Annotated in this window: 26 protein-coding genes; 14 read left to right on the top strand and 12 right to left on the bottom strand. The window is 64.7% G+C overall.

The genetic code is table 11. The features are described from left to right. The first annotated feature begins 133 nt into the window (after positions 1-133). Complete coding sequence (gene leuA / locus CH295_RS12265) at positions 134-1,945, top strand: 2-isopropylmalate synthase (RefSeq protein ID WP_094740843.1); 1,812 nt, start codon at positions 134-136, stop codon at positions 1,943-1,945. Positions 1,946-2,078: 133 nt separating this feature from the next. Beyond that, entirely contained in the window at positions 2,079-2,456 is a 378-nt protein-coding gene (locus CH295_RS12260) for an SHOCT domain-containing protein (protein ID WP_094740998.1), read from the top strand. On the opposite strand, the gene CH295_RS12255 is transcribed toward CH295_RS12260, so the two are convergent. Then, a complete protein-coding gene (locus tag CH295_RS12255; protein WP_094740842.1) occupies positions 2,425-3,336 on the bottom strand; it encodes a LysR family transcriptional regulator in 912 nt (303 codons plus the stop codon). The two genes, CH295_RS12260 and CH295_RS12255, sit on opposite strands and share 32 nt — an antisense overlap. Positions 3,337-3,408: 72 nt before the next feature. On the opposite strand from CH295_RS12255, the gene CH295_RS12250 reads away from it, so the two are divergent. From CH295_RS12250 to CH295_RS12240, 3 genes are all read left to right on the top strand, one after another. Further along, positions 3,409-4,305 carry an EamA family transporter gene (locus CH295_RS12250; protein WP_094740841.1) on the top strand — a complete coding sequence of 299 codons (897 nt, stop codon included), beginning with the start codon at positions 3,409-3,411 and terminating at the stop codon, positions 4,303-4,305. Positions 4,306-4,458: 153 nt separating this feature from the next. Continuing rightward, complete coding sequence (locus CH295_RS12245; RefSeq protein ID WP_094740997.1) at positions 4,459-5,721, top strand: Mur ligase family protein; 1,263 nt, start codon at positions 4,459-4,461, stop codon at positions 5,719-5,721. Further along, entirely contained in the window at positions 5,714-6,418 is a 705-nt protein-coding gene (locus tag CH295_RS12240) for a type 1 glutamine amidotransferase (protein ID WP_037187811.1), read from the top strand. The genes CH295_RS12245 and CH295_RS12240 overlap by 8 nt, the downstream gene beginning before the upstream one ends. 65 nt (positions 6,419-6,483) lie before the next feature. On the opposite strand, the gene recR is transcribed toward CH295_RS12240, so the two are convergent. Both recR and CH295_RS12230 read right to left on the bottom strand, forming a co-directional pair. After that, entirely contained in the window at positions 6,484-7,092 is a 609-nt protein-coding gene (gene recR / locus CH295_RS12235; RefSeq protein ID WP_032379989.1) for a recombination mediator RecR, read from the bottom strand. Positions 7,093-7,095: 3 nt separating this feature from the next. After that, positions 7,096-7,431 carry a YbaB/EbfC family nucleoid-associated protein gene (locus CH295_RS12230; protein ID WP_094740840.1) on the bottom strand — a complete coding sequence of 112 codons (336 nt, stop codon included), beginning with the start codon at positions 7,429-7,431 and terminating at the stop codon, positions 7,096-7,098. 382 nt (positions 7,432-7,813) lie between these two features. On the opposite strand from CH295_RS12230, the gene CH295_RS12220 reads away from it, so the two are divergent. Next, the gene (locus tag CH295_RS12220; protein WP_141217010.1) at positions 7,814-8,473 is read left to right on the top strand and encodes a hypothetical protein; all 660 of its coding nucleotides are present in this window, start codon (positions 7,814-7,816) and stop codon (positions 8,471-8,473) included. Between the two features lie 29 nt (positions 8,474-8,502). Here CH295_RS12220 and CH295_RS12215 read toward each other — a convergent pair whose 3' ends face one another. After that, complete coding sequence (locus CH295_RS12215; protein WP_094740996.1) at positions 8,503-8,937, bottom strand: SRPBCC family protein; 435 nt, start codon at positions 8,935-8,937, stop codon at positions 8,503-8,505. A 257-nt stretch (positions 8,938-9,194) separates the two neighbouring features. Between CH295_RS12215 and CH295_RS12210 the strand changes: the two genes are divergently transcribed. Further along, on the top strand, positions 9,195-10,640 hold the full coding sequence (locus CH295_RS12210; protein WP_170945876.1) for an FAD-binding oxidoreductase: 1,446 nt from the start codon (positions 9,195-9,197) through the stop codon (positions 10,638-10,640). Further along, a complete protein-coding gene (locus tag CH295_RS12205; protein WP_094740839.1) occupies positions 10,637-11,953 on the top strand; it encodes a class I SAM-dependent methyltransferase in 1,317 nt (438 codons plus the stop codon). The genes CH295_RS12210 and CH295_RS12205 overlap by 4 nt, the downstream gene beginning before the upstream one ends. A gap of 12 nt (positions 11,954-11,965) precedes the next feature. Here CH295_RS12205 and CH295_RS12200 read toward each other — a convergent pair whose 3' ends face one another. Together CH295_RS12200 and CH295_RS12195 are read right to left on the bottom strand one after the other, a co-directional pair. Beyond that, positions 11,966-12,748 (bottom strand): alpha/beta fold hydrolase, encoded by a 783-nt coding sequence (locus CH295_RS12200; RefSeq protein WP_094740838.1) that lies wholly within the window; start codon positions 12,746-12,748, stop codon positions 11,966-11,968. A gap of 29 nt (positions 12,749-12,777) precedes the next feature. Next, complete coding sequence (locus CH295_RS12195; protein ID WP_094740837.1) at positions 12,778-13,710, bottom strand: oxygenase MpaB family protein; 933 nt, start codon at positions 13,708-13,710, stop codon at positions 12,778-12,780. Positions 13,711-13,733: 23 nt separating this feature from the next. On the opposite strand from CH295_RS12195, the gene CH295_RS12190 reads away from it, so the two are divergent. Genes CH295_RS12190 through CH295_RS12180 form a run of 3 tightly spaced genes read left to right on the top strand, consistent with a single transcriptional unit; the run spans position 13,734 to position 17,009 of the window. Beyond that, positions 13,734-14,306, top strand: coding sequence for a TetR/AcrR family transcriptional regulator (locus tag CH295_RS12190; RefSeq protein ID WP_094740836.1), 573 nt, complete (start codon positions 13,734-13,736; stop codon positions 14,304-14,306). A 27-nt stretch (positions 14,307-14,333) separates the two neighbouring features. Further along, complete coding sequence (locus tag CH295_RS12185; RefSeq protein WP_032379982.1) at positions 14,334-14,594, top strand: acyl-CoA-binding protein; 261 nt, start codon at positions 14,334-14,336, stop codon at positions 14,592-14,594. A 48-nt stretch (positions 14,595-14,642) separates the two neighbouring features. After that, a complete protein-coding gene (locus CH295_RS12180; protein WP_037187805.1) occupies positions 14,643-17,009 on the top strand; it encodes an FdhF/YdeP family oxidoreductase in 2,367 nt (788 codons plus the stop codon). Positions 17,010-17,017: 8 nt separating this feature from the next. Here the strand turns inward: CH295_RS12180 and CH295_RS12175 are convergent, their stop codons facing one another. After that, complete coding sequence (locus CH295_RS12175; protein ID WP_094740835.1) at positions 17,018-17,836, bottom strand: oxygenase MpaB family protein; 819 nt, start codon at positions 17,834-17,836, stop codon at positions 17,018-17,020. Positions 17,837-17,928: 92 nt separating this feature from the next. On the opposite strand from CH295_RS12175, the gene CH295_RS12170 reads away from it, so the two are divergent. Next, entirely contained in the window at positions 17,929-18,552 is a 624-nt protein-coding gene (locus CH295_RS12170; protein ID WP_094740834.1) for a TetR/AcrR family transcriptional regulator, read from the top strand. On the opposite strand, the gene CH295_RS12165 is transcribed toward CH295_RS12170, so the two are convergent. Both CH295_RS12165 and CH295_RS12160 read right to left on the bottom strand, forming a co-directional pair. Continuing rightward, a complete protein-coding gene (locus CH295_RS12165; protein WP_037187795.1) occupies positions 18,543-19,181 on the bottom strand; it encodes a GntR family transcriptional regulator in 639 nt (212 codons plus the stop codon). The genes CH295_RS12170 and CH295_RS12165 overlap by 10 nt on opposite strands. 6 nt (positions 19,182-19,187) lie before the next feature. Beyond that, the gene (locus CH295_RS12160; protein ID WP_037187793.1) at positions 19,188-20,330 is read right to left on the bottom strand and encodes an acyl-CoA dehydrogenase family protein; all 1,143 of its coding nucleotides are present in this window, start codon (positions 20,328-20,330) and stop codon (positions 19,188-19,190) included. Positions 20,331-20,433: 103 nt separating this feature from the next. Between CH295_RS12160 and CH295_RS12155 the strand changes: the two genes are divergently transcribed. Together CH295_RS12155 and CH295_RS12150 are read left to right on the top strand one after the other, a co-directional pair. Then, complete coding sequence (locus tag CH295_RS12155) at positions 20,434-21,951, top strand: aldehyde dehydrogenase family protein (protein ID WP_502694497.1); 1,518 nt, start codon at positions 20,434-20,436, stop codon at positions 21,949-21,951. Between the two features lie 2 nt (positions 21,952-21,953). Further along, positions 21,954-22,874, top strand: coding sequence for an oxygenase MpaB family protein (locus tag CH295_RS12150; protein WP_037187789.1), 921 nt, complete (start codon positions 21,954-21,956; stop codon positions 22,872-22,874). On the opposite strand, the gene CH295_RS12145 is transcribed toward CH295_RS12150, so the two are convergent. Genes CH295_RS12145 through CH295_RS12135 form a run of 3 tightly spaced genes read right to left on the bottom strand, consistent with a single transcriptional unit; the run spans position 22,849 to position 25,633 of the window. Beyond that, complete coding sequence (locus tag CH295_RS12145) at positions 22,849-23,940, bottom strand: NAD(P)-dependent alcohol dehydrogenase (protein WP_094740995.1); 1,092 nt, start codon at positions 23,938-23,940, stop codon at positions 22,849-22,851. The genes CH295_RS12150 and CH295_RS12145 overlap by 26 nt on opposite strands. Beyond that, entirely contained in the window at positions 23,940-24,416 is a 477-nt protein-coding gene (locus CH295_RS12140) for a DUF4334 domain-containing protein (RefSeq protein WP_094740832.1), read from the bottom strand. The genes CH295_RS12145 and CH295_RS12140 overlap by 1 nt, the downstream gene beginning before the upstream one ends. A 29-nt stretch (positions 24,417-24,445) precedes the next feature. Next, the gene (locus CH295_RS12135) at positions 24,446-25,633 is read right to left on the bottom strand and encodes a TetR/AcrR family transcriptional regulator (RefSeq protein WP_094740831.1); all 1,188 of its coding nucleotides are present in this window, start codon (positions 25,631-25,633) and stop codon (positions 24,446-24,448) included. Positions 25,634-25,715 lie beyond the last annotated feature (82 nt).

Raw genomic sequence — 25,715 nt, 5'->3', positions numbered from 1 at the left:
TACACTCGGCCCATGCTGCGAGCTCTCCTTCTTAACAGCCGCGACGGGGTCTGAGACCAGACTGGCTTCCCGTCGCGGGGTTCGTTGCGCCGGTCGAACACATTGCTCTGATCTGTACGGAGAGACGAAGACCATGTCACCAGCCGACGCATTCACCTCGGGATCCCGCACCATCACCCCGCCCTCGCGGCCCGCTCCCAGCGACCAGCCCGCCTGGAACACCCAGAAGAACTCCTCGATGCCCACGTTCCGTTATCGGCCGTTCGCCGAGGAAGTGGAGCCCATCACCCTTCCCGAGCGCACGTGGCCGGACAAGATCATCGACCGGACGCCGCAGTGGTGTGCCGTGGATCTGCGCGACGGCAACCAGGCGCTGATCGATCCGATGAGCCCGGCCCGCAAGCGCCGGATGTTCGACCTGCTGGTCCGCATGGGCTACAAGCAGATCGAGGTCGGCTTCCCGTCGGCCAGTCAGACCGACTTCGATTTCGTCCGCGAGATCATCGAGGACGGCGCGATCCCCGACGACGTCACCATCCAGGTGCTGACGCAGTGCCGTCCCGAGCTGATCGAGCGCACCTTCGTCGCGTGCGAGGGCGCCCGCAGCGTCATCGTGCACTTCTACAACTCGACGTCCATCCTGCAGCGCCGGGTGGTGTTCCGGGCCGAGCGTGACGTCATCAAGAAGATCGCTACCGACGGTGCCCGCAAGGTCCTCGAAGAAGCAGCCAAGTTCCCCGATACCGACTGGCGCTACGAGTACTCCCCCGAGTCCTACACCGGCACCGAACTCGCCTACGCCAAAGAGGTGTGCGACGCGGTCACCGCGATCATCGATCCGACTCCCGCCAAGCCGCTGATTCTGAACCTGCCCGCCACTGTCGAGATGGCGACGCCCAACGTCTACGCCGACTCGATCGAGTGGATGAGCCGCAACCTCGACCGCCGCGACAGCATCGTGCTGTCACTGCACCCGCACAACGACCGCGGAACCGGTGTTGCCGCAGCCGAACTCGGCTACCAGGCGGGTGCAGATCGCATCGAGGGTTGCCTGTTCGGTAACGGCGAGCGCACCGGCAACGTCTGCCTCGTCACGCTCGGGTTGAACCTGTTCACCCGCGGTGTCGATCCGCAGATCGACTTCTCCAACATCGACGAGGTCCGTCGAACGGTGGAGTACTGCAATCAACTTCCCGTCGCCGAGCGTCACCCCTACGGCGGCGATCTGGTCTACACCGCCTTCTCCGGTAGCCACCAGGACGCCATCAACAAGGGCCTGGACGCGATGAAAGTCACTGCGGACGAGCAGGGTTCGGACATCGGGGACGTCACCTGGCAGGTTCCGTATCTGCCCGTCGACCCGAAGGACGTCGGTCGCACCTACGAGGCCGTCATTCGCGTCAACTCGCAGTCCGGCAAGGGCGGCGTCGCGTACATCATGAAGTCCGATCACGGACTGAACCTGCCGCGTCGACTCCAGATCGAGTTCTCCCAGGCCGTCCAGCGCATCACCGACGGTGAGGGCGGCGAGGTCTCGCCCAAGGAGATGTGGGACGTCTTCGCCGAGGAGTACCTGACCCCGATCCGCCCGCTCGAGCGCATCAAGCAGTCGGTCATCGCGGCCGAGCACGACGGCGGCACCGACACGATCACCGCGACGGTCAAGGTCGACGGCGTGGAGCAGGAGATCTCCGGCTCCGGCAACGGCCCACTCGCCTCGTTCGTCGACGCACTGTCCACCATCGGCTACGACGTCAGCGTCCTCGACTACTCCGAGCACGCCATGTCCGCAGGCGACGACGCACAGGCCGCCGCCTACGTCGAAGCCTCGGTCACCTCGCCTGCCGGTGTCGCCACCACCGTCTGGGGCGTCGGCATCGCGACGTCGATCACCACTGCGTCACTGCGCGCTGTGGTCTCGGCCGTGAACCGCGCTCTGAAATAGATCCTCTGCTCGACGAAAAAGCCGCCCGTTCATCACGAACGGGCGGCTTTTCGCTGTTTATCGACGCTCAGCTGGTACGCCGCGTGCGACAATGAACCTGCCGTCGGGGCACCTTAGGGAATGGAAGTTCGCCATGGATTCTTTCTGGGGTTTTCTCTGGCTACTCATCGTCGGATTCGCCTTCGTGGCCTATCTCATGGTGATGTTCTCGATCATCGGAGACCTCTTCCGAGACCACAAGACATCCGGAGTCATCAAGGCCGTGTGGGTGTTCTTTCTGATCGTCGCGCCGTTCCTGACCGCGCTGGTCTACCTCATCGTGAACGGCAGCAACATGGCCAAGCGTCAAGTTGCCGCCCTGCAGCACGCCAAGGACCAGCAGGAGAACTACATCAAGGAAGTGGCCGGTCGGTCGGCATCGGAGGAGATCGCACACGCAAAGGCGTTGCTGGACAACGGCACCATCGATCAGGACGAGTTCAGGACGTTGAAGGCCAAAGCCCTGTCCTGAACGTCGCTTCCGCCCTGAACGCGTCGAGCACTGCGGCGATCGCGGGTAGTCGTCCCGCGTCGGGTCGCGTCGCGAGTTCGTAGATTCGCCCTGCCCGCACCCCGGACAGTTCTCGCCGCACCAAGCCAGGATGAACGACGGCGTAGCGCGGCATCAATGCCACTCCGTGACCTGCGGCCACCAAGACCTCGGTGACGCGGAAGTCGTTCACTCGCTGCATCACTCGCGGTTCGACGCCGGTCGCCGCGGCCACCGAGAGCAGCACGTCGTCGACCGGGAATCCGCCGCGGACACTGATCCATCGTTCGTCGACCAGGTCCCGGAGGTCTATCGATTCATGTTGCGCCAGAGCATGTCCGGGCGGTAACACCAGATCGATGGGCTCACGCATCAGGGTCGTCACCTCGATGCGCGGGCCTGCCGTCGACGGTGCCCGCTCGTCGCGGTGGGTGAGGACGACGTCATAGTCCGCCAGAAGTTCCGGCACCGAGGATGCGGGCAGATCCTCGTCGCGGGCGTCGATGTCGACGTCCGAGTTCGCCAGCCGTGTCAGTAGCCCGGGCAGCAGGAGCGCAGCACCGGACGGGAACAGCGCGACTCGAACGCGTCCCCGCGGGGACGCCCGGTATCGATCCATCTCTGCCGTGGCGCGGGCGAGGGCGGCGAACACATCGTCCGTCCTGACCACCAACGCACGCCCGGCGTCGGTGAGCCGAAGTCGGCGGCCGTCGGGTTCGAGAAGCGTCACCCCCGCTTCCTTGGCGAGCTGCTTGAGCTGCTGAGATACCGCCGACGGCGTCATGGACAGCGCGTCTGCGACGGCAGCGACGGTCCCACGGTCGGCGAGTTCGCGAAGGATCCTGAGCCGCTCCACGTTCATGTAGAGGATCTTAACTGTTCCTGCGGATATATTCGATTGTGCTGATCATTCGCTGCCGTCACGATTGGGGCCATGAGCACTCGCGACCGCCTCCTCGGACTGACCGTCGTCGTGCTGTGGGGACTGAACTTTCTTGCCATCCGTGTGGGGCTCGATCACTTCCCGCCCTTCTTCTTCGCCGCACTGCGATTCCTGGTCATCGCCGTCCCCGTCGTGCTGTTCGTCCCGCGGCCCAAGGTGCCGCTGAAGTGGCTGCTGCTGTACGGCTTCGGGTTCGGATTCCTGCAATTCGCGTTCCTGTTCGCAGCGATGGCGGCGGGCATGCCCACCGGATTGGCGTCGCTCGTACTGCAGTCGTCGGCACCGTTCACCGTCGTTCTCGGCGCGGTTCTGCTCCGCGAACACGTCTCCCGCAGGCAGGCCATCGGCATCGGAATCGCCGTGCTCGGCATGGTGCTGATCGGGTGGGACCGCGCGCAGAACGCGACCTTGCTCCCGGTGATCCTCACCCTGCTCGCCGGACTCGGTTGGGCGTTCGGCAACCTGGGGAATCGACTCGCGAAGTCCGAATCGCCGATGACGCTGATGCTGTGGATGACCGTCGTGCCGCCGGTGCCGATGCTGGCGCTGTCGGCGATCGTCGAGGGTCCGAGCACCGGCTGGCACGCACTGACGGCCTCGTTCGGTCCGCAGGGCTGGCCCGGCCTGGTCGCGTTGGCCTACATCGTGATTCCGGCCACGATCGTCGGTAGCGGCCTGTGGAGCATCCTGATGAGCCGCAACCCCGCCGGTCTCGTCGCGCCGTTCTCACTGCTGGTTCCCGTCGTCGGCATCGCCGGCGCCTGGATCTTCCTGGGCGAGAACCCCTCGGTGCTCGCGCTGATCGGTGGCGTCGTCGTCATCGGCGGGTGTCTGGGCGGCATGACCGTCCGGCGGCCCACCGAAGTGCTGGAGAAAGCGCCGGTGTGAGGGGCGGGAGTGGAGCCTGCGGAACGACCAAGTGGTAGCGGGAGTGGAGCCTGCGGAACGACCGAGGGGTAGCGGGAGTGGAGCCCGCGAAATGACCAGGTGGTCGAAACCGTCGACGTGAAACTGCACCCTCTTCTGTGCCAGACTCGGCGGATGGTTGAAGTGGGTGAGCGCAGACTTATCGGCGCACGTGGCCGCGTGGCACTGCGCGCGGCGGAGCTGGCGACCTGGGCGTCCCGCAAAGCAGGCCGCGGCAAGGGATCGATGATCGGCGGCCTCGTCGCACTCAAGATCGACCCGAACATTCTCGGCGGGCTCGGCCGCGGTCGGCGCACCGTCATCGTCACCGGCACCAACGGCAAGTCCACCACCACCAGAATGACGGCTGCGGCGCTGGCCACCCTCGGTGACGTCGCCACCCAAGCCGACGGCGCGAACATGGACGCCGGCATCGTCGCCGCACTGCACGCCCACTTCGACGCCGAGCTGGCTGCCCTCGAAGTCGACGAACTGCACGTCCCCCATGTGTCCGACGCCGTCGACCCCGCTGCCATCGTGTTGCTGAACCTCAGTCGCGATCAGCTCGACCGCGTGGGCGAGATCAACATGATCGAACGCAAACTGCGCGCCGGACTGGCCCGGCATCCCGAGACCGTCGTCATCGCCAACTGCGACGACGTTCTCGTCACGTCCGCCGCGTTCGACGCACCGAACGTCGTCTGGGTCGCGGCGGGCGGTGGGTGGGCTGGAGACTCCGTCAGCTGTCCGCGTACCGGCGAACCCATCGTGTGGGACGGCGAGCATTGGTACAGCACCGGCAGCGACTTCAAGCGTCCGACGCCGGACTGGTGGCTCGACGACCAGAATCTCTACGGGCCCGACGGGCTCGTCCTGCCGATGACGTTGTCGCTGCCAGGAAAAGCCAACCGCGGCAACGCAGCTCAGGCCGTCGCCGCCGCAGTGACGCTCGGCGCGACACCGACCGATGCCGTCGCGGCCGCGTCGAGCGTCGACGAGGTGGCCGGTCGATACTCCACCATCCAGTACGGATCTCATTCCGTCCGAATGCTTCTCGCCAAGAATCCTGCCGGCTGGCAGGAAGCGCTGTCGATGATCGACCCCACCTGCGATGGGCTCGTCATCGCCGTCAACGGTCAGGTTCCCGACGGTGAAGACCTGTCGTGGCTGTGGGACGTACGCTTCGAGCACTTCGAGAACGTCGCCGTCGTCGCCGCCGGTGAACGCGCGACCGACCTCGGAGTGCGGCTGCTCTATGCAGGTTCGCAGCACACCACCATCGCAGATCCGTTGCAGGCCATTGCTTCCTGCCCGCCGGGACGCGTCGAAGTGCTCGCAAACTACACCGCGTTCCGCGATCTCGGTCGCGCGCTGGCTCGTGAGGTGAAAGATGTCTGAGTCCACCGTACGCATCGGCCTCGTCCTGCCCGACGTGATGGGCACGTACGGCGACAACGGAAATGCGCTCATTCTGCGGCAGCGGCTGCGGATGCGCGACATCGACGCCGAGGTCGTCCAGATCACTCTGAGCGACCCGGTTCCTGATTCCCTGGACGTGTACACCCTTGGTGGAGCAGAGGATTCGGCTCAACGCCTCGCGACTCGTCACCTCACCCGCTATCCCGGATTGCAGAACGCCGCGGCTCGCGGTGCGCCCGTGCTCGCGATCTGCGCCGCGATCCAGGTTCTCGGCCACTGGTACGAAACCTCCGCGGGCGAACGCGTCGACGGCATTTCCCTGTTCGACGTGACCACCGCTCCGCAGGCCACCAGGTCCATCGGTGAGGTCGTCACCGAGCCCGCGCTCGAGGGCCTGAGCCAGAAACTCACCGGCTTCGAGAACCACCGCGGCGGAACAACTCTCGGGCTGGATGCGTCCCCATTGGCCAAGGTCACCCACGGCGTGGGCAACGGTGTCGGCGACGGACGCGAAGGCGTCGTGCAGGGGTCTGTGATCGGCACGTACATGCACGGGCCGGTACTCGCCCGAAACCCGGAGTTGGCGGACTACTTGTTGGAGCGCGCCTTGGGCACCACGCTCGCTCCGCTCGAGTTGCCCGAGGTTGCGCAACTCCGCAAGGAGCGGCTGCGATAGCGCCTACGGCAGTGGTGCGGTCGAGTGCCCTGGGCGGCACTTGATCGCACCACATCCGTGGGCACTCACATTCGTCGACGTCCGGTCAGAGCGCGGCCCAGCGTCAGTTCGTCGGCAAATTCGAGGTCTCCGCCCATGGGCAGGCCGGAGGCGAGGCGGGTAATGGCCAGGCCGGGGAAGTCGCGCATCATGCGGACCAGATACGTGGCCGTTGCTTCGCCCTCGGTGTTGGGGTCGGTGGCGATGATGACCTCGGTGACGTCCACTCCGTCGTCCTGAGTTCCCACACGGGTCAACAACTCTCGGATGCGGAGCTGATCCGGCCCCACTCCGTTCAGTGGGTCGAGCGCTCCGCCGAGTACGTGGTAGCGGCCCTTGAACTCTCGTGTACGTTCCACGGCCTGAACATCTTTGGGCTCTTCGACGACGCAAATCATCGATCTGTCTCGACGCGAATCGGCACAGATCCGGCACAGTTCCTTGTCCGAGACCGTGCCGCAGACGATGCAGAACTGAACGCCGTCGCGAATACGCTGCAGCGCGCGCATGAGCCGATCCACCTCGGGAGGCTCGACGCCCAGGAGATGAAAAGCTATGCGCTGAGCGCTCTTCGGACCGACCCCGGGAAACTTGCCGAGTTCGTCGATCAGATCCTGAACCGGACCTTCGTACACCGCCTAGAACCCGGGCAGGCCGGGCATGCCACCGAGACCACCAGCGAGGGGGCCCATCTTCTCGCTCGCGACGGCCTGAGCCGCGCGAGACGCATCGGCGATAGCGCCGATCACGAGATCCTGGAGGGTCTCGATGTCTTCGGGGTCGACGACCTTGGGGTCGATGGTCAGACCGACCACCTCACCGGTTCCCTTGACGGTGGCGACGACGAGTCCGCCGCCTGCCTGGCCGGTCACTTCGGTTTCCGCGATCTCGGCCTGCACCGCCATCAGCTGCTGCTGCATCTGCTGGGCCTGCTGCAGGATCGATGCCATGTCGGGCTGTTCACCGGGTTGCACTGTGCCGTCCTCTCGCGTGGGTTCGAAGCGAACACCAGCGTAGTCGCACCTTGAATCGCTGTGATTCACTGCGCGTCGAATCGACATACCGACCTGAGTGTCCACAATTTCGCGGCTGACACGGGATCCCGCCTGCGGTGACGGACTCTGCGCACGGGCCACCGGTGAAGTGATAGAGATTCACCCCGGCGAAGGTTCGGCCGTCCGCCACTCTCACCGCCGCACCCATCGTGTGGATGCCGTCCTCATCAGATCCCGCATCCGTCTTCGACCAGCGTCCGATCCCCGTCGGTCGCGGGTAGTGCGGAAGAGAAGGACACGATGCGATTCTGGAGCCCCTCGCCTGAACATCTGTCAGTACTGAGACACGTACCATCCTCGAATGCACGCACCGACGAACTCCGAGGGTCACTCCCCTCGTAAGCGTCGGGTGACGCCCGAGACCATGGCCGAGGCCGGTATCGCGCTGACGCTGCCGAAGGTGTCGGTGAAGTCGGTGGCCGAGAGTCTGGGCGTGTCGATCGTCGCCATCTACAACAACATCGACGATCTCGGTTCCCTCAAGGCCCTCGTGGCGGAGGAGATTCTGCGCAGGTGGTCGCCGCCGCTTCCCGGTGACGACGAATCGATGCACGACGCTCTGCTGACCCTCGCCTCCGCGATGCGCGAGCTGGTTCACTCCAACCCGGGCATCGCGGAGTATCTGATCGGTCTGACTCCCAGTTCGATCGACGCTCTTCGGATGGCCGACGCCGTGCAGACGCGCTACCGAATTCGCTACGACCTCACTCCGAAGCAGGCGACGTGGGCCGTCATCACCGTCGTCGAGCATGCGCTGGCGTTGGCGGAGGTCGTCTACAACGATGCCCGACGCGATCGTGAGTACGACGACGCGATCGCCGCCCGCACCGACCTCGACACCTTGCCCGGGGCCTACGACACGGTCGACCGTGGACCCGACGGGATGTTCCTGTGGTCGATGCGCACCGTGGTGGTCGGAACCCTGACGCTGATCGCGGCCCCGGATTTCGAGCGGGTCTAGGCAGGAGTGGAGCCTGCGGAACGACCCAACTAGATCAACTCGCGACGCAGGTTCTCCAGCGTCGCGGCCTGGATCTTCTTCAGGCCGAGCGGTGCGAAGGTCTTCTCGAAGAACCCGCCGATTCCGCCCGCGCCCTTCCATTCCGTCGTTGTGGTGACCGCGGTGCCTGCGCCGTCCGGGGCGACCGACCAGGTGGTGACCATCGAGGAGTTGGCATCGCGTTCGGTGATGGTCGATCCGGCGACGGTGACGGTCGCGGCGACGTTGCGCACTCGCTTCTCGGTGGCCTGCAGGGTCCACGTGGCCACGGTTCCGTCCCCTTGCCCGCCCTGGACCACCTCGTAGTCGCGGTACTGCTCGGGGAGGATGCGCGGGCGCACCGTCTCGTAGTCGGCGAGCGCGGCGAGCACCCGATCCGGTGTGGCAGCGATGGTGGCGGAACTGGATGCACTGACCTGAGCCACGGAAACGTTCTCCTTCTCTAGCGGACGGGATGTGCGTCCATCCTGCCTCTCCTCGAGGCCACCTTCGGCATCGCGTCGATGCATGTGTGATGTGCTTCACACGACAATTCTCGTATCGGCAAAACACATGCATGACGCAACCATTTGTCCGATTTACTCCGATTCCTCACTCGGATTCGGCAACAGTTGCGTGAAGTTTCACCGGTCGGACGCCAATGCCGGTGGATACCGTGCGGTACGAGATATAGCGTCTGTATGTGGCTTCAGTGAATGCTCTTCTCGGACGACGGCCAGAACCGAGGGAGAGCGGTTACGCAGCGCACCGGTCGGGTGTCGAGCAGTTGCTTCGCAGCTATCGCGCAATTCCGACCGATGCGACGGTGCGTCTGGCGAAGAAGACGTCCAACCTGTTCCGGGCCAGGACGACCACCACCACGCCGGGGCTCGACGTCTCGGGCCTGAGCAAGGTCATCACCGTCGATCCCGCCACGCGCACAGCCGATGTCGCCGGCATGTGCACCTACGAGGACCTGGTCGACGCGACGCTTCCCTACGGTCTCGCGCCCCTCGTCGTCCCGCAGCTCAAGACGATCACTCTCGGTGGAGCCGTCACCGGCCTCGGTATCGAGTCGACGTCGTTCCGTAGTGGACTCCCGCACGAATCGGTGCTCGAGATCGACGTCCTCACCGGCAGCGGCGAGATCGTCACCGCGACACCGGAGGGCGAACACGCAGATCTCTACTGGGGCTTCCCCAACTCGTACGGCACCCTGGGCTACTCCACTCGGCTGCGAATTCAGCTCGAACCCGTGCTGCCGTATGTCGCGTTGCGCCACCTACGATTTCACGATCTCGACACTCTCCAGTCCACGATGGACACCATCGTCGAGCAGCGCGAGTACGACGGCATCGAGGTCCAATACCTCGACGGTGTGGTCTTCGGCGCCGACGAAAGCTACCTCACCCTCGGCGTCCAGACCGACGAACCGGGGCCGGTCAGCGACTACACCGGTGCCGACATCTTCTACCGCTCGATCCAGCATGCGTCGGACACACCGAAGACCGACCGCCTCACCATTCACGACTACCTGTGGCGCTGGGACACCGACTGGTTCTGGTGCTCCCGCGCATTCGGAACACAGAACCCGAGAATCCGACGCTTCTGGCCGCGCAAGTACCGGCGCAGCAGTTTCTACTGGAAGCTCATCGGCCTCGATCGCAAGTACGACATTGCCGACCGACTCGAGAAGCGCAAGGGAAATCCGCCGCGCGAACGCGTCGTGCAGGATGTCGAGGTTCCGATCGAACACACCGCAGGCTTCGTGGCGTGGTTCCTCGACAACATCCCGATCGAGCCGTTGTGGTTGTGCCCGTTGCGACTTCGTGAGCCGGCAGCGCCGGGCGCGAATCCGGCCCGACCGTGGCCGCTGTATCCACTCGAACCGAAACGCACCTACGTCAACATCGGCTTCTGGTCTTCGGTCCCGATCGTTTCGGGCGAACCCGAGGGTGCCGCGAACCGCGCCATCGAGAAGAAAGTGACCGAGTTCGACGGGCATAAATCGCTGTACTCGGATGCTTATTACACCGAGGACGAATTCGCCGTGCTGTACGGCGGCGAGAGATACATCCAGCTGAAGAAGAAATACGATCCCGAATCCCGATTGTTGGATTTGTACTCGAAGGCGGTGCAACGCAGATGACGACGTTCAAGGACTCCGGCAATCGCACGGTGAACGGTGCCCAGAAGCTCAAGATCTCCGAGATCCTGGAGCTGATCTCCGACGGCAACATCCCACTGCGCTTCACCGCATACGACGGCAGCACCGCAGGACCCGAGGACGCGAGAATCGGCCTCAACCTCAAGAGCCCTCGCGGAACCACCTATCTCGCAACCGCTCCCGGCGATCTGGGCATGGCGCGCGCGTACGTCTCCGGCGATCTCGAAGCTACGGGCGTCCATCCGGGTGACCCCTACGAGTTGCTGGCACTGATGGGCGACGAGCTGCACTTCCGACGCCCCTCGGCAATGACATTGACCTCGATCGCCCGTTCACTCGGCTGGGATGTGTTGCGGCCCATCGCTCCCCCGCCCCAGGAAGCGATTCCGCGGTGGCGTCGCATCGCAGAAGGTCTGCGTCACTCCAAGACTCGTGATGCAGAAGCGATCCACCACCACTACGACGTGTCCAACGCCTTCTACGAGATGGTACTCGGCCCCTCGATGACGTACACGTGTGCTGCGTTCGAGAGCAACGATCAGTCTCTGGAAGCGGCGCAGGAGAACAAGTATCGACTGGTGTTCGACAAGCTCGGGCTGAAGCCGGGCGATCGTCTACTCGACATCGGATGTGGCTGGGGTTCGATGGTGCGCTACGCCGCGCGCAGAGGCGTCCAGGTCATCGGCGTGACACTGTCGCAGGAGCAGGCGTCGTGGGCGCAGAAGGCCATCGCCGACGAGGGCCTGTCCGAGTTGGCCGAGGTCCGCTTCTCCGACTACCGCGACGTCGCCGAGACCAACTTCGACGCCATCTCCTCCATCGGACTGACCGAGCACATCGGCGTGCACAACTACCCGTCGTACTTCACGTTCATCCAGTCCAAGCTGCGGGACGGCGGCCGACTGCTCAACCACTCGATCACGCGTCCGGACAATCGCGCGCATAGCAAAGCGGGCAGCTTCATCGACCGGTACGTCTTCCCCGACGGCGAACTCACCGGTTCCGGACGCATCATCACCGAGATCCAGGACGTCGGACTCGAGGTCCGTCACGAGGAGAACCTGCGCGAGCACTACGCCCTGACCCTTGCCGGATGGTGCCAGAACCTCGTCGACAACTGGGACGCATGCGTCGCCGAAGCCGGCGAGGGAACGGCCCGCGTCTGGGGCCTGTACATGGCCGGGTCCCGTCTGGGATTCGAGCGCAATGTGGTTCAGCTGCACCAGGTTCTGGCGGTCAAGCTCGGACCGAAGGGCGAAGCAGGCGTCCCCCTGCGGCCTTGGTGGAACGGCTGACGCAGGTGAGCTTCAGCGACCCGTCGCCCGCAAGATGACCCGCGCGGTTTCGGTGGGCTGATCCCAGTGCGGGAAGTGTCCGCATTTGTCGAACCAGTGCAGGGTGGCGTCGGGGAATCGCTCCAGCGCCACCGTGGCCTGGCTGGGCGTCGTCACCTTGTCCTGGCGGCCCCAGCCGATGAGCAGCGAGCCTTGCAGCGACCCCTTCGGCGCACCGATCTGCTTGGGCCCGTGGATCAAGGCCTTGCGGGCGGCGTCCAGCGAGGGTGAAGTCTTGGCCGAGAAGCCCTTCAGCTCCCGCTCCACCAATCCGCTCGGCAACTTCCACGGCGCAGCCGAGAACTGAGCCAGCGCAGCCGTTCTCGTCACCGGACTACCGGCAAGGAACGGCACCAGCGGCTGCACGTTCTTCATCAGCGCCAACGACGCCGTGATCGTGGCTCCGAAGATCTTGACCTGGCGGTCGTTCCAGAAGCCACCGGGATCGAGCGCCACCATCGAACCGCGGTGGCCGCGGCGGCCGAGCTCGACGACCATGCGCGCGCCCATCGAGCTGCCGACAAGATCGGCGTCGGACAGTCCCTCGTCGTCGAGGTACGTGCGCAGGGCGTCGGTGAGCGATGCGATCGACACCTCGGGCAGCGGCGGGGTCTGCCCGAATCCCGGCAGATCGAGGGCAATGACCTCTCGATGCGCGGCCAGCGCTGGGACGATGGGGTCCCAGTTACGGTGCGAGGACCCGAGCCCGTGCACGAGGACGAGTGGTTTTCCGGTTCCGGTTCGTACGTTGTACATACACCGCGATGTACCCGGGGCCCGTCGATCTACACATTGGGGCTGTAGTGCGACGGGTCCGAGCGGCGCTCCACCGGTGGCAGGTTACGGGCCGGTGTGTGCACCAGCGGTGTCGTTCTCGGGATACGTCCCTTGGCGCGATCCCATCCGGCCCGCCCGCGCGGATGCAAGCGGAGACGCGGTGGCACCAGCCCGAAGAGCAGGTTCACCGCCTTACCGAACAACGCGAACCGTTGCTCGTCCCGTGCGGTCCAGCGGTATCCGAGGAGCTCGCGCACCGGTGGGTCGTAGAGCCCAACGGTGATCCAGACGAACAACGCCGCAACCGGACGCCTGAGCACCGCCCACACTCGTTCCGGCAGCCACGCCGCGTACGGCGGTGGACCCAACTTCGAGAGGTCGAGCACCCCGCGGGCAGCCATGTTGTCTTCCAACACGTCTGTGCACATGTGCTTCCAGTACTGCTGAAACTCGGGCCAGGTCGCGGGCACCGGACGCATGCTCATGCCGTACAGGCGATACCACTGCACGTGCTCGTCGAACAACTGCACCTTCTGAGCCTCGGTCAGTCCGCCCATGAAGTGGTCTGCCGTGAGCACCGTCCCCATGAAGAAGGTGGCGTGCGCCCAGTAGAACGTGTCGGGATCGAGTGCGTGGTACTTGCGGCCTCGGGCGTCGATTCCCTTGATGTTCGTGTGGTAACCGCGGACCTGCAGTGCGGTCTCCTCGGCGCGATCGCCGTCGAACACGACCCCGCCGATGGGGTACAGCGACCGGTACAGCCGCTGCCAGCGCTCGTCGAAGAACGTGGAGTGCTGCTCCACCCCGGCTCCGAGCCCGGGGTGCATGTTCTGCATCGACCCCGCCCAGACGCCCTGCAGCATCCCCCGCCAGTCGCCGAAGTACTTCCAGGTGAGTGAATCGGGACCGAGCGGGACGGGTCGATCGGACTGACTACGCATGTTGTCAGACTAGAGTTGACAACATGCGTAGTCAACAGTTGGAGGAACGCAGATCCAAGCGGTACGACGCGCTGCTCGCGGCCGGGGTCGAGCTGCTCGGCTCCCCGGACGGACCTGCCGTCAACGTGCGCGCCGTCTGCCGTACCGCCGGACTGACCGAACGGTATTTCTACGAGAGCTTCTCCGACCGCGATACCTTCGTCCGGGCCGTGTACGCCTGGGTGGGCGCAAGAGCGCAGAAGGCCTTGCTCGACGCCGTGATGCAGGCGAACACCGCCGAGGACACCATCGCGGCGCCGGTGCGCGCATTCGTCGAACTCATCATCGACGAACCGAAAACGGGGCGGGTGTTGCTCATCGCGCCGTTGGCCGAACCGGCACTCAGCCGCCGCGGACTCGACTTGCTACCGGGCTTCGTCGAACTGGTGCACGCCCAACTCCCCGACTCCACCGATCGACAGCTGATCGCCGTCGGAACCGTCGGGGCACTGACCGCCCTGTTCATCGGCTATCTCGACGGCACGGTCACCGTCACCCGCGAAGCCCTCGTGGCGCACTGCATTCGGCTGATTTCCGAAGCCTCCGTGCGAGGATGACTGCACCTCTAACCGAAGGAGTTCTTCATGTCCGATCTCGACCAGTCGTTCGCCGACGCGCAGGTAGACGTCAAGAAGCTCACGTCCAAGCCGAGCAACGACGACCTACTGAGCCTGTACTCGCTCTACAAGCAGGGTTCGATCGGTGACGCCTCGGGTAAGCGGCCCGGACGACTGGACATGGTGAACCGCGCGAAGTTCGATGCCTGGGCGAAGCTCGAAGGTACGAGCCAGGATTCGGCGAAGCAGCAGTACGTGGATCTGGTGACCAAGCTCCTCGCCGGCTGAGCCTACGGCTATGGTCGAGTGCGGGGGTAACGCAACGAAGGGACCCGCATGAGACGCACCGACAGCGACGTCGACGAGGCCGAGCTCGACATCGAGAAGCCGAAGACCCACGCGGCAGGCCCCGTCGCCGTCGCAGTGTCGATGAAGCGGGCACTCGGGCACATGGGCCCGAAGCGCACCGCGCAGACGCTCCTCAAGCTCAACCAGGCCGAGGGTTTCGACTGCATGAGCTGCGCCTGGCCCGATCCGGATCCGGGCCACCGGCACGCGGCGGAATTCTGCGAGAACGGCGCGAAGGCCGTTGCCGAGGAGGCGACGACGACGCGAGCGACGCCGGAGTTCTTCGCGCAACACAGCATTGCCGAACTCGACGCGCATACCGAGCACTGGCTGGGCCAGCAGGGCCGGATCACGCACCCGATGATCAAGCTGCCCGGCGGCAGCCACTACGAGCCCATCGAGTGGGACGACGCGTTCCGCCTGATCGGCGACGAGCTGAAGTCCCTCGCCAGTCCCGACGAGGCCATCTTCTACACCTCGGGTCGCGCCTCCAACGAGTCCGCGTTCACGTATCAGTTGTTCGCTCGGTCGTTCGGCACCAACAACATGCCCGACTGCTCCAACATGTGTCACGAGTCGACGTCCATCGCTCTGCAGGAGTCGATCGGCATCGGCAAGGCCAGTGTCACGCTCGACGACGTCCACAACGCCGAACTGATCATCCTGGCGGGCCAGAACCCCGGCACCAATCACCCGCGTATGCTCTCGGCCCTCGAGCTGGCGAAGCAGAACGGCGCAAAGATTCTGTCCATCAACCCACTTCGCGAAGCGGGTCTGCTCAACTTCAAGAATCCACAGACTCCGCGCGGCATGGTGGGACCGGGAACGGACCTGTCGAATCTGCATCTGCCGATCAAGCTCAACGGCGACCTCGCACTCTTCCAGGCCATCGGCTCGCTGCTGGTGAAGTGGGACGCGCTCGATCACGAGTTCCTCGACACCTACACCGTCGGTTTCGACGCGTGGAAGGCGCACGTCGCCGAGGTCGACTGGGATCTCGTCACCGAGGTGACCGGATTGTCGGTAGCGCAGATCACCGAGGCCGCCGAGATGCTGCGCGACTCCAAGGCCACCGTGTTCTGCTGGGCAATGGGCCTGACGCAGCACCGCAACGCCGTCGCCACCATCAAGGAAGTCACCAATCTCGCGTTCGCGCAAGGCAACATCGGTAAGGCAGGTGCGGGTCTGCTCCCGGTTCGTGGTCACTCGAACGTCCAGGGCGACCGCACGATGGGAATCTGGGAGCGCCCTCCGGTGAAGTTCCTCGACGCGATGGCCGCGGAGTTCGACTTCGAGCCGCCGCGCGAGCACGGCTTGGACACCGTCGATTCCATCCGGGCCATGCGCGACGGCAAGGCGCACTTCTTCCTCGGACTCGGCGGAAACTTCGTCCAGGCAACTCCGGACAGTGACGTCACCTTCGAGGCGCTGCGCAAGATGCGGATGACGGTGCAGATCTCCACCAAGATCAACCGTTCGCACCTGGTCTGCGGCGAGACCGCACTGATTCTGCCGACCCTGGGCCGCACCGAGAAGGACGTGCAAGCCAGTGGCGAGCAGTGGATCTCGGTCGAGGACTCCACCTGCTCGGTGCACTCCTCACGCGGACCGCTGAAGCCCGCGAGCGAATTCCTTCGTTCCGAGGTCGCCATCGTCAGCGGTATCGCCGAGGCGACCCTCGGTGACCGATACGGTCTCGACTGGAAGGGTTTCCGCGACGACTACCGCAACATCCGCAAGCACATCTCCCGTGTCGTCGCCGGTTGCGAGGGCTACGAGGTCAATGTTCGACGCCCCGGTGGCTTCGTTCTTCCGCACCCCCCGCGCGACAGTCGGACGTTCGAAACCAAGAGCGGCCGTGGTGAATTCGCGGTGTCACCGATCGACGTGCTGCAGGTTCCACCGGGCCATCTGATTCTGCAGACCCTGCGCAGCCACGATCAGTTCAACACGACCATCTACGGCCTCAGCGATCGGTACCGCGGCATCGAGAACGGCCGACGCGTCATCTTCGTGCACCGAGAAGACATCTCGACGCTCGGTTTCCGCGACGGCGACATGGTCGATCTCGTCACCAAGTGGGACGACGACGACGTGGAACGGTGCGCACCGTCGTTCCGCATCGTCGAGTACGACACCCCGCGCGGGTCGGCTGCTGCGTACTACCCCGAGACCAATCCGTTGATTCCGCTGGATTCGACTGCGCTGCAGAGCAACTGCCCCACCTCGAAGTCGGTGATCATTTCCATGGTTCCGGCCGGGACGGGTGTACAGGGAACAGCGAACGGCCATCAGGACAACGAGGGCTCGGACGAGGGTCACAAGTCGCACCCGCAGCCGCATCATCTGAGCTGAGGCTCGAACTAGACCAGCGCCCGCCCCGAACGCATCCGACGCTCGACATCGCGCAGCAGGATGTTGAACGGCAGTGCTCGCACGACAGGCGGCAACATCCGGTTGAGCAGGGACGCGCTGCGCAGCAGTAGCGCAAACCGTCTCTGCTTGACCGGGTCCCAGGGCAATTCCATCTCGTCCCGGAATCGCTGGGGTAGGAATCCGGTGGTCACGAAGCGAAAGAACGGCCCGATCAGCGGATGCAGTGCTGCGGGTCTGGCGAACGTGGCCGAGGCGATGCCGTACAGGTAACGCCTGATCGTCGGGTCGATGTGAATGTCGTTCAGCGCTGCTTCCCAGTACTTCTCGAACGCCGCTCGATCTGCGGGCCACATCTCGGGCGGCATCTGCAGTGTCGAGCCGAGTACGTGGCACGCCTGATACATCTCGTCTGCAACGGCCGGATCGGGTGGCCCGTACAGCGCAACGTACACATCCTCGAAACCGCGGTAGAGGCACGCCGCCACCCACAGCTGCAGGTTGGGATCGAAGGCGTTGTACTTCACCGGACTGTCGGCCGTCGACCGCACGGCCGCATGGGATCTGTTGGTCGCCTTGCGGTATGCGGCCTTGGTCTTGTCGTCTCCCATACCCGCGACGGCGAGGTAGGACAACGTGGTTCGGGTGCGCTTGATCGGGTGCCGGTTGATCTGTCCGGATTCCACGCGGCTCTCGAACACTCCGTACCCGACGGCGGGGTGCCCGAGTTGCATGATGACGTTCGCCGACCCGGCGAGCAGGCCGAACCCGGTCATGGACTTGCGCAGAAAGTCGGTGTCGACAGTCATGTTGCAATCGATTCCTTCACTGTCAGCAATCTGAGTACGCCTGTGTTCAGATCAAGCTAGGCGTGGATGCCAGGGGATGTCAAGATGTATCCATGCCCGATTCACCCCGCACCTACGGCGGCGTCGACGGTTCGGCGCGAGTCGCCGAGCGTCGGCGCATCCTCATCGAGACCGGCCTCGATCTGCTCGGAACAGCGAAGCCCGACTTGACCGTTCGCGGGGTATGCCGCCGGGCCGGCGTCGTCAGCCGCTACTTCTACGAGAGCTTCGCAGACCGGGACGCGCTGATGGTGGCGGTGTACGACCACGTCGTCGACGATGTCGCGGCCATCGCGCTCGACGCGGTCGCCGCAGCACCGAAGGACGACCGCGAACGGGTACACGCCGGGATCCGTGCGATCGTGCGCGCTGTCGCCGAAGACCCACGCCGCGGGTTCCTCCTCTTCTCCGCCACGTCGGTCGGCGACATCCTGGTGGCCAAACGAGCCGAGTCGACGAAGATGTTCGCCCATCTGCTGGCCACTCAGGCCACCGAGTTCTACGGCACGACAAGGGACCACGATCTCGACCTGACAACCCATTTCGTCGTCGGCGGATTCGCTCAGGTCCTCACCGCGTGGCTCGGCGGAGAACTGGAACTGAGCGAGGACGCCGTTGTCGACCGGTGCACCGAACTGTTGTTGGCCACCTCACCGGTGAAACCACATCACCCGTGAAGCCCGTGAACCAATGTCGCACCGACGAGGAACTGCGTGCACATCAGGTCTGCGACACCGTCGGCGTCCCGTCGACGAAATGCCTCGATCAGTTCCTCGTGGCTGCTGAGCGCATGCTCGCACCACTGCCGGTTCGACGCGTACATTCGGGCCGGCGTGTATCTGACGGCACCCAACAGAAACCATGCCAGCTTGGCTCCACCGGCGACTTTGTTGATGTACCTGTGGAATTCGAACTCACAGGATTCGATGCCGTCGAGGTCGCGTCGGAACACCGCATCACGTAGCCGGTCGTTCAGCGCGCGCACTGCGTCGATCTGTTCGTCGGTGATGACGTGGGCCGCGCGGCGGGCAAGTGTGCCCGCAATCGTGCCCTGCAACCAGAAGATGTCGTCGATGTCCTGCTGCGTCAGTTCGCTGACGCGGTAGCCACGCCGCGGTACCAGCTCCACCAGTCCTTCACCGCGGAGAGACACCAGCGCTTCACGCACCGGTGTCGCGCTCACACCCAGCTCGGTGGCCGTTTCGTCGATTCGCACGAATGCACCCGGCTCGAGCGCACCCGTGACGATCTGCTGGCGAATACTTGCGGCGACATCCTCCGAGAGCTGCGGGCGACGACGCAACACGATGACCTAGAGTCCGTACGTCTTGCCGATGATGTCACGCTGAATCTCGTTGGTACCGCCGTAGATCGAGGACACGAGAGTCGTCCGGACGTGCTTCTCCATGTCGAACTCGGTGGCGTAACCGTAACCGCCCATCATCTGCATGCCTTCGAGTGCCACCTTCTTCGCGGTCTCGGTGAGCTTGAGCTTGGCCATCGAGGCCTCGCGGGGGAACAGCTTCGTCGGGTTCTCGTCGACCAACCGAGCCACGTGGTAGACCAGCAGCCGTCCGCACTCGATCTCGGTGGCCAGATCGGCAATTCGATGCCGCAGTGCTTGGAACGTCCCGACGGGCCTGCCGAATTGCTTTCGCTGGGTGATGAAGTCGAGTGTGTCGTCGAACGCTCGTTGCGCGGTACCGAGCATCATCGCCGCGAGAATGAGGCGCTCGATGTTCAGACCGGTCATCAGCTGCGACCATCCTTGCCCTTCCACCCCGACCACCGCGTCCTCGGGAAGCACGCAGTCGGTGAAGTACAGGTCGTTGACTTCCTTTCCACCCATCGTGTCGATGCCGACGATGTTCAGGCCCTCGATATCGGCCGGGACGTCGAACATCGTCAGACCCTCGTGCTTGCCACCTTCTCTGCCCGTACGTGCGACGAGCAAGATCCGATCGGCGAAATGCGCATTCGAGCACCAGGTCTTCTGGCCGTTGATCAGCCAACCGGAGTCGGTCTTCTCGGCACGGCAGGTCAGATTTCCCACATCCGAGCCGGCCTCGGGCTCGGACATCGAGATCGAATAGCTGCGCCCGGCGACGATGCCGCCGAGAACAGTGTCCTTCTGCGCGGGCGTGCCGAACTTCTCGTACGCCGCGCCGGTGATCAAGGTGGGTCCGATACCGCCGATGGGTGCCATGGCCTTGGCTGATTCTTCGAGGAGGATGCACAGGTCGACGGTGCTGCCGCCTGCCCCACCGTGGTCCTCCGAGATGATCGCTCCCAACCAGCCCAGGTCGGCCATCTTGTCGTAGAGCGCTTGGTTGTGGGTGTGCTTGCCGTGTTCGGTGAGGGCATCCCGTTGGGACCTGGTGCCCGCCTCTTTGGCACAGAATGACGCGACGGCCTGCGCGAACGCAGTCTGTTCCTGGGTGAGATCGATACTCATGGATCGGCTCCTGCACATCGGGGCAACGGGGGGTTGTAGCAACCGGAAGCGACGCATAGTGTGTCCTGGACAACATTGAATCACATCAAATATATGTGATGCGATCTGCTGGAGGATAGAGCCCGTGACGGACCAGATCGAACGAACGAACGAGAGCACCTTCGAAAGCCTCGACCCCAGAACAGGTGTCGCACTCGCCGCGTACCCGATCGCGGGCCCTGCAGAGGTCGACGCCGCCGTCGCTCGCGCCCGGTCGGCCGCGCGTTGGTGGGATGTGCAGGGCTTCGTCGGACGCAAACGGTGGCTGCTCGAATTCAAGTCCGCCATCGCCAGGGACGCCGCGAGTCTCGCTGCCGTCATCGCCGCCGAAACCGGCAAGCCCGACGAGGACTCGATACTCGAAGTGATGATGGGCGTCGAACACATCGATTGGGCGGCCCGCAATGCCGAGAAGATCCTCCGGCAGCGCAAGGTCGGCTCCGGGCTCATCTCGGTGAATCAGAAGGCGTACGTCGGCTACCGCCCGTTCGGCGTCGTCGGGGTGATCGGTCCCTGGAACTACCCGCTGTACACCCCGATGGGCTCCATCGCCTACGCACTGGCCGCCGGAAACACCGTGGTCTTCAAGCCCAGCGAACTCACGCCGGGGGTCGGTGTGTGGTTGGCCGAGAAATGGGCGTCGCTCGCCGCCCCGCACCCGGTGTTCCAGACGGTGACCGGCGACGGCTCCACCGGCTCGGCGCTGTGCGAATCCACCGTCGACAAGATTGCCTTCACCGGTTCGACCGCCACGGCCAAGAAGGTCATGGCCGCGTGCGCGAAGACGTTGACTCCCCTGGTCGCCGAGTGTGGCGGCAAGGACGCCATGCTCGTCGATGCCGACGCCGACATCGCTGCCGCAGTGGAGTTCGCAACGTTCGGCGCGATGGGCAACGCCGGGCAGACGTGCGCCGGTGTGGAACGCATCTACGTCGCCGAGCCTGCGTACGACCGGTTCGTCACCGAGTTCACCGCCGCGGTGAAGGCATTGAAGCCCGGCGGCGTGGGAACCTCGTCGTACGGCCCGATGACGATGGCCAAGCAGAGCGACATCGTGCGCGGCCAGATCGAGGACGCGTTGGCCAAGGGCGGCAAGGCCGTGCTCGGCGGACTCGACTCGCTCCACGGCCCCTACATCGACCCCGTCATCCTCACCGACGTGCCGGAGGATTCCACGGCGATCACCGAGGAGACCTTCGGTCCGACGGTGGTGGTGAACAAGGTTCGCGATCTCGAGGAGGGCATCGAGCGGGCCAACGCCTCCGCCTACGGACTCGGTGCGTCGGTGTTCACCAAGGACACCGCGGTGGGTCGACGCGCCGCCGAGAAGCTCGATTGCGGTGTGGTCACGGTCAATTCGGTCCTCGGCTTCGCCGGCATCCCGGCACTGCCCTTCGGCGGCACCGGCGACTCGGGATTCGGCCGCATCCACGGCGCCGACGGCCTGCGAGAGTTCAGCACCGTCAAATCGCTTGCGGTGCAGAGCTTCGCATCTCCGCTCAACCTGCTGACGATGAAGCGGAAGGCACGGGACATGAAGATCTCGACGCTGGTGCTCAAGCTTCGGCACGGACGGAGCTGACCATGGACATCACGCCGAAGAAGGGGCGCTTCGGCTGGCTCCGGCGTATCGAGGAACTCGACCCGGTGCGGGACTGCCACACGATCCATCGCATCACCGCCGGCTACGAGTTCCCGTGGGACTACCAGCGTGCACTCGAATTCGCGTTGTTCCGTACCTACTGCGTGCCGACCATCTCGGCGCTGTTGGCCGAGACCGGCGAATTCGAGAAACGACCGCAGAAGCGCTACGACGACACCTCGCTGTTGATGGCCGAACTGCTCGAGCACGGATACGACTCCGAGCGGGGGCGCGAGTCGCTTCGGATGGTCAACCGAATGCACGGAAAGTACGACATCTCGAACGACGACATGCTCTACGTGTTGACGACGTTCATCTACGAGCCGATCGAGTGGATCGACACCTACGGATGGCGTCGCCTGCACCCCAAGGAACGACTCGCCACGTTCCACTTCTACTGCGAAGTGGGAAAACGAATGGGCATCAAGAACATCCCCGAGTCGTACACCGAGCTCGCGCAGTTCAAGCTCGACTACGAGGAGCGCACGTTCCGCTTCACCGAGGACAATCGACGGATCGGCACGTACACCCTCGATCTGTACTGCTCCTGGTACCCCGCTGCGCTGACCCCTGCAGTGAAGCAGGCAGTCTTCGCGCTGCTGGACGACCGGATGGCCGGTGCCTTCGGCTTCCCGTCGGGCTCGGCGACGGTCGAGCGGGCCGCCGTGCGGGGTCTTCGCGCCAGGGCCCGCGTGGAGCGGTTCCTACCCAAGCGGACGCACTCGCGGGCCACCGCCGACGCGTCGAACAAGACCTACCCCGGCTACCCCGTCGGCTACCGCCCTCGGGATCTGGGAGCTACCACCTGCCCGTACACCGCCGATTCGGCAGCACCGGTCAGGGCCACTCCAGCACCGGCTTGACGGTGTCTCCGCGGCGGTGGTCGCCGAGAGCGGAGTCGATCCGGTCGTACGGATAGCGGGTGATCAGCCGATCGACGGGGAGCGCCCCCGCGGAGTACATCTCGGCGAGTGCCGGGATGAACTGCTGCGGGACGGCGTCCCCCTCGAGGCATCCGCGAATCCCCCTGCCGCTCAACACCGTATCCAGCAGATCCAGCTGCAACACACCGCGGCCGAGAGCCACGATCGCCAGCGTGCCGCCCTTGCCGAGAGCGGCCATCGCGTCACCGATCACCTCTGCGTTGCCGGTGGTGTCGAGTGCGTGCGTTGCGCCTCCGTCGGTCGCGTCCGACAACTCGGCGCGCGCATCCTCCGACGCCGGATCGATCACCACGTGTGCACCGAGACTCGACGCCAATTCTCTTCTGGCGCTGGATCTCTCCACCGCGATCACGCGGGCACCGGTGGTGATCGCCGCGAGCACGGCCGCCATCCCCACCCCACCTGCTCCGTGCACCACCACGGTGTCCCCCGACCGAGGCTTCAGGACGTTCAGCACCGCCCCGGCACCGGTCTGCACGCTGTACCCCAGCGGAGCGGCAACAGCGAGGTCGATATCCCGATCGACGACGACGGTGTTGTCCTGGCGGGTCAGCGCGAACTCGGAGAAGCTCGACTGCCCGAAGAATCCGTCCAGCACCGGAGCACCGGTACTCGTGACAACGCGGGACGTGCCGTCCGCGCGTGCACCGAACTGGTTCAGAGCGTGGCCGTCCACGCAGTAGGCCGGCCGTCCCTGCCGACAATTGCCGCACACACCGCAGTGCCGGAACGTCAGCACCACATGGTCGCCCGGATCGATCCCGCGGACGGACCGGCCCACCGACTCGACCACACCTGCGCCCTCGTGCCCGAGCAGAGCCGGCCTCTCGGCCGAACCTGCCCGTCGCGCAACGAGATCGGTGTGACAGATCCCAGTCGCCTTCATCCGGACCAGGATCTCGTTGTCGCGGGGTTCGTCGATGTCGATGTTCTCGACGGTGAAGGACTCGGCTGGATCACGCGAGAGCAGTGCCCGCGCGGCGATCATCGGTCGCGCTCCAACACGAAGTAGAAGTGCTCGCCGCGAGAGAGCACGAGCTCCGGTTTGCCGTTCATGATGCCCATCAGCCTGCCGTCGTCGATCTGCTTGAAGTGATCGAAGACGGCTTTGCCGTCGTACACCATCGTGGCGGTCACCTCGCCCCGGAACTCGATGTTCCACAGCGATGCCTCCCCCGACCCCATCTCGACGTTGGAGAACAGCGAGCCGTCGTCGGCGCGGCAGATCAACGGTTGCGCCTCGGTGACGGAGATGAAGTTCTTTCCGTGCCACTTGCTGGCGGGCAGTGCCCGGCACAGTCCGTGGCCGGTCTGGAAGGCGGCACCGGTCCAGCTTCCGAGGATGTCCTCGGCGCGTACGGGGGCGAGCTGCGACCAGAGTTCGTCGAGTTCCGCTGCCGAGACACCCGAGGTCCGTGCCACCAATTCGTCTGTACGCGTAATCGTTTCACGATCGGTCATAGCTGTTCTCCGTTTCACATCGAGTGGATTCATCCCAGAAGTACCGCTGTCATCGTCTGTTGCACCCTGGCCATGGTTCGGTCGGAGCGCTCGAACCGCACCGTGCGACCGACATCGAAGACCAACCCGAGAGCGGCGTGGATCAGAAATTTTGAGACCACCACGCTCGTGTTCGGCCGTGCCTCACGCAGTAACTGCGCCCAGCCGTCGATGTTGTGGCGCTGGATCCGGCGCAGTGCGGTCCGCCGATCGGCCGGAATGTTTCCGATCTCGGCGAAGTACACGGCCACCAGTTCGCCCTGCCGGAAGGTCAATTCGGTGTACAGCCTGGCGAAGGTCCGCACCGCGTCGACCGGGGAATCCGAGTGCTCGAGCGCACCGGCGAGGGTGTCGGTGAGCTGGACGTTGGCACGGTGCAACGCAGCCTCGAGCAGCTCGGCCTTGCTGGGGAAGTAGCGGTAGACACTGGAGGCGGTGATCGACGCTGCTGCGCCGATGTCGTCCAGGCCCACCTCGTGGTAACCGTGCAGATAGAACAGTCGAATCGAATGGTGCAGCAGCTCTTCGCGTTTCGACGCATGCTCCAGCACGGATTCGCGGTGAGGAGATTCACTGCCCTGCTGCGGAAGATCGGTCCGCAGTATCGACCGTGCGGCAGCAAGCATCGACTCCTCGATCTGTTTGGCCGACAACGCCGATCGATGCGCGGTGATGCTGGCGACCGCACTGATGGACGCGGTGGCCAGCATGGCTGCGTCGGCCTCGGACAGATCGGGGCGAAGCTGTCGCAGCGGATTCGTCACGCGCTCGTGCAGCGTTGCCATCGACCGGCGCAGGGCGCGCCGATCGTCCCCCACCAAGTAGCGCCCTTCCCACCGATACAGTCCACCGGTTCGACGGTTGTCGATGGTGGTTCGGATGACGGCACCGATGACCGCGTCGAGCCGGTCCTCCGGATCCTCTCGAGTGATGACCGCGGGATCGGTTGCCGCGAGCAACGAATCGGCCAATCGCAGGACTGCACTGGCGAACAGTGCGTACTTGGTCGGAAAATGCCGGTACAGCGCGGGACCCGAGATCCCGACCGTGGCCGCTATCTCCTCGATGCCGACAGGGTGGTAGCCGCGTTCACTGAACGCCTCTGCCGCCGCTGTCAGAATCTGCGCTTTGCGATTTCGTGGTCGACGGCGTTGCGTCGCTGCACCTGTGTCAGTCATGACCTGTCCTCGTACCGACGGGACCGAACCCGACGTTCGTTCCCCATCGTAGCGGTAGCTCGAACACGAACGATCCGTTCGA

The organism is Rhodococcus sp. 14-2483-1-2, assembly GCF_002259405.1.
GTDB lineage: Bacteria > Actinomycetota > Actinomycetes > Mycobacteriales > Mycobacteriaceae > Rhodococcoides.
Note: the sequence above shows the minus strand (reverse complement) of the source record. Positions and strands in the feature narration are given on the sequence as shown.

Excerpts from the sequence above, each read along its gene's own strand:
- leuA (WP_094740843.1), top strand. The coding sequence starts at position 134 with ATGTCACCAGCCGACGCATTCACCTCGGGATCCCGCACCATCACCCCG.
- CH295_RS12260 (WP_094740998.1), top strand. The coding sequence starts at position 2,079 with ATGGATTCTTTCTGGGGTTTTCTCTGGCTACTCATCGTCGGATTCGCC.
- CH295_RS12255 (WP_094740842.1), bottom strand. The coding sequence starts at position 3,336 with ATGAACGTGGAGCGGCTCAGGATCCTTCGCGAACTCGCCGACCGTGGG.
- CH295_RS12250 (WP_094740841.1), top strand. The coding sequence starts at position 3,409 with ATGAGCACTCGCGACCGCCTCCTCGGACTGACCGTCGTCGTGCTGTGG.
- CH295_RS12245 (WP_094740997.1), top strand. The coding sequence starts at position 4,459 with ATGGTTGAAGTGGGTGAGCGCAGACTTATCGGCGCACGTGGCCGCGTG.
- CH295_RS12240 (WP_037187811.1), top strand. The coding sequence starts at position 5,714 with ATGTCTGAGTCCACCGTACGCATCGGCCTCGTCCTGCCCGACGTGATG.
- CH295_RS12220 (WP_141217010.1), top strand. The coding sequence starts at position 7,814 with ATGCACGCACCGACGAACTCCGAGGGTCACTCCCCTCGTAAGCGTCGG.
- CH295_RS12205 (WP_094740839.1), top strand. The coding sequence starts at position 10,637 with ATGACGACGTTCAAGGACTCCGGCAATCGCACGGTGAACGGTGCCCAG.
- CH295_RS12200 (WP_094740838.1), bottom strand. The coding sequence starts at position 12,748 with ATGTACAACGTACGAACCGGAACCGGAAAACCACTCGTCCTCGTGCAC.
- CH295_RS12195 (WP_094740837.1), bottom strand. The coding sequence starts at position 13,710 with ATGCGTAGTCAGTCCGATCGACCCGTCCCGCTCGGTCCCGATTCACTC.
- CH295_RS12190 (WP_094740836.1), top strand. The coding sequence starts at position 13,734 with ATGCGTAGTCAACAGTTGGAGGAACGCAGATCCAAGCGGTACGACGCG.
- CH295_RS12185 (WP_032379982.1), top strand. The coding sequence starts at position 14,334 with ATGTCCGATCTCGACCAGTCGTTCGCCGACGCGCAGGTAGACGTCAAG.
- CH295_RS12180 (WP_037187805.1), top strand. The coding sequence starts at position 14,643 with ATGAGACGCACCGACAGCGACGTCGACGAGGCCGAGCTCGACATCGAG.
- CH295_RS12175 (WP_094740835.1), bottom strand. The coding sequence starts at position 17,836 with ATGACTGTCGACACCGACTTTCTGCGCAAGTCCATGACCGGGTTCGGC.
- CH295_RS12170 (WP_094740834.1), top strand. The coding sequence starts at position 17,929 with ATGCCCGATTCACCCCGCACCTACGGCGGCGTCGACGGTTCGGCGCGA.
- CH295_RS12160 (WP_037187793.1), bottom strand. The coding sequence starts at position 20,330 with ATGAGTATCGATCTCACCCAGGAACAGACTGCGTTCGCGCAGGCCGTC.
- CH295_RS12150 (WP_037187789.1), top strand. The coding sequence starts at position 21,954 with ATGGACATCACGCCGAAGAAGGGGCGCTTCGGCTGGCTCCGGCGTATC.
- CH295_RS12140 (WP_094740832.1), bottom strand. The coding sequence starts at position 24,416 with ATGACCGATCGTGAAACGATTACGCGTACAGACGAATTGGTGGCACGG.
- CH295_RS12135 (WP_094740831.1), bottom strand. The coding sequence starts at position 25,633 with ATGACTGACACAGGTGCAGCGACGCAACGCCGTCGACCACGAAATCGC.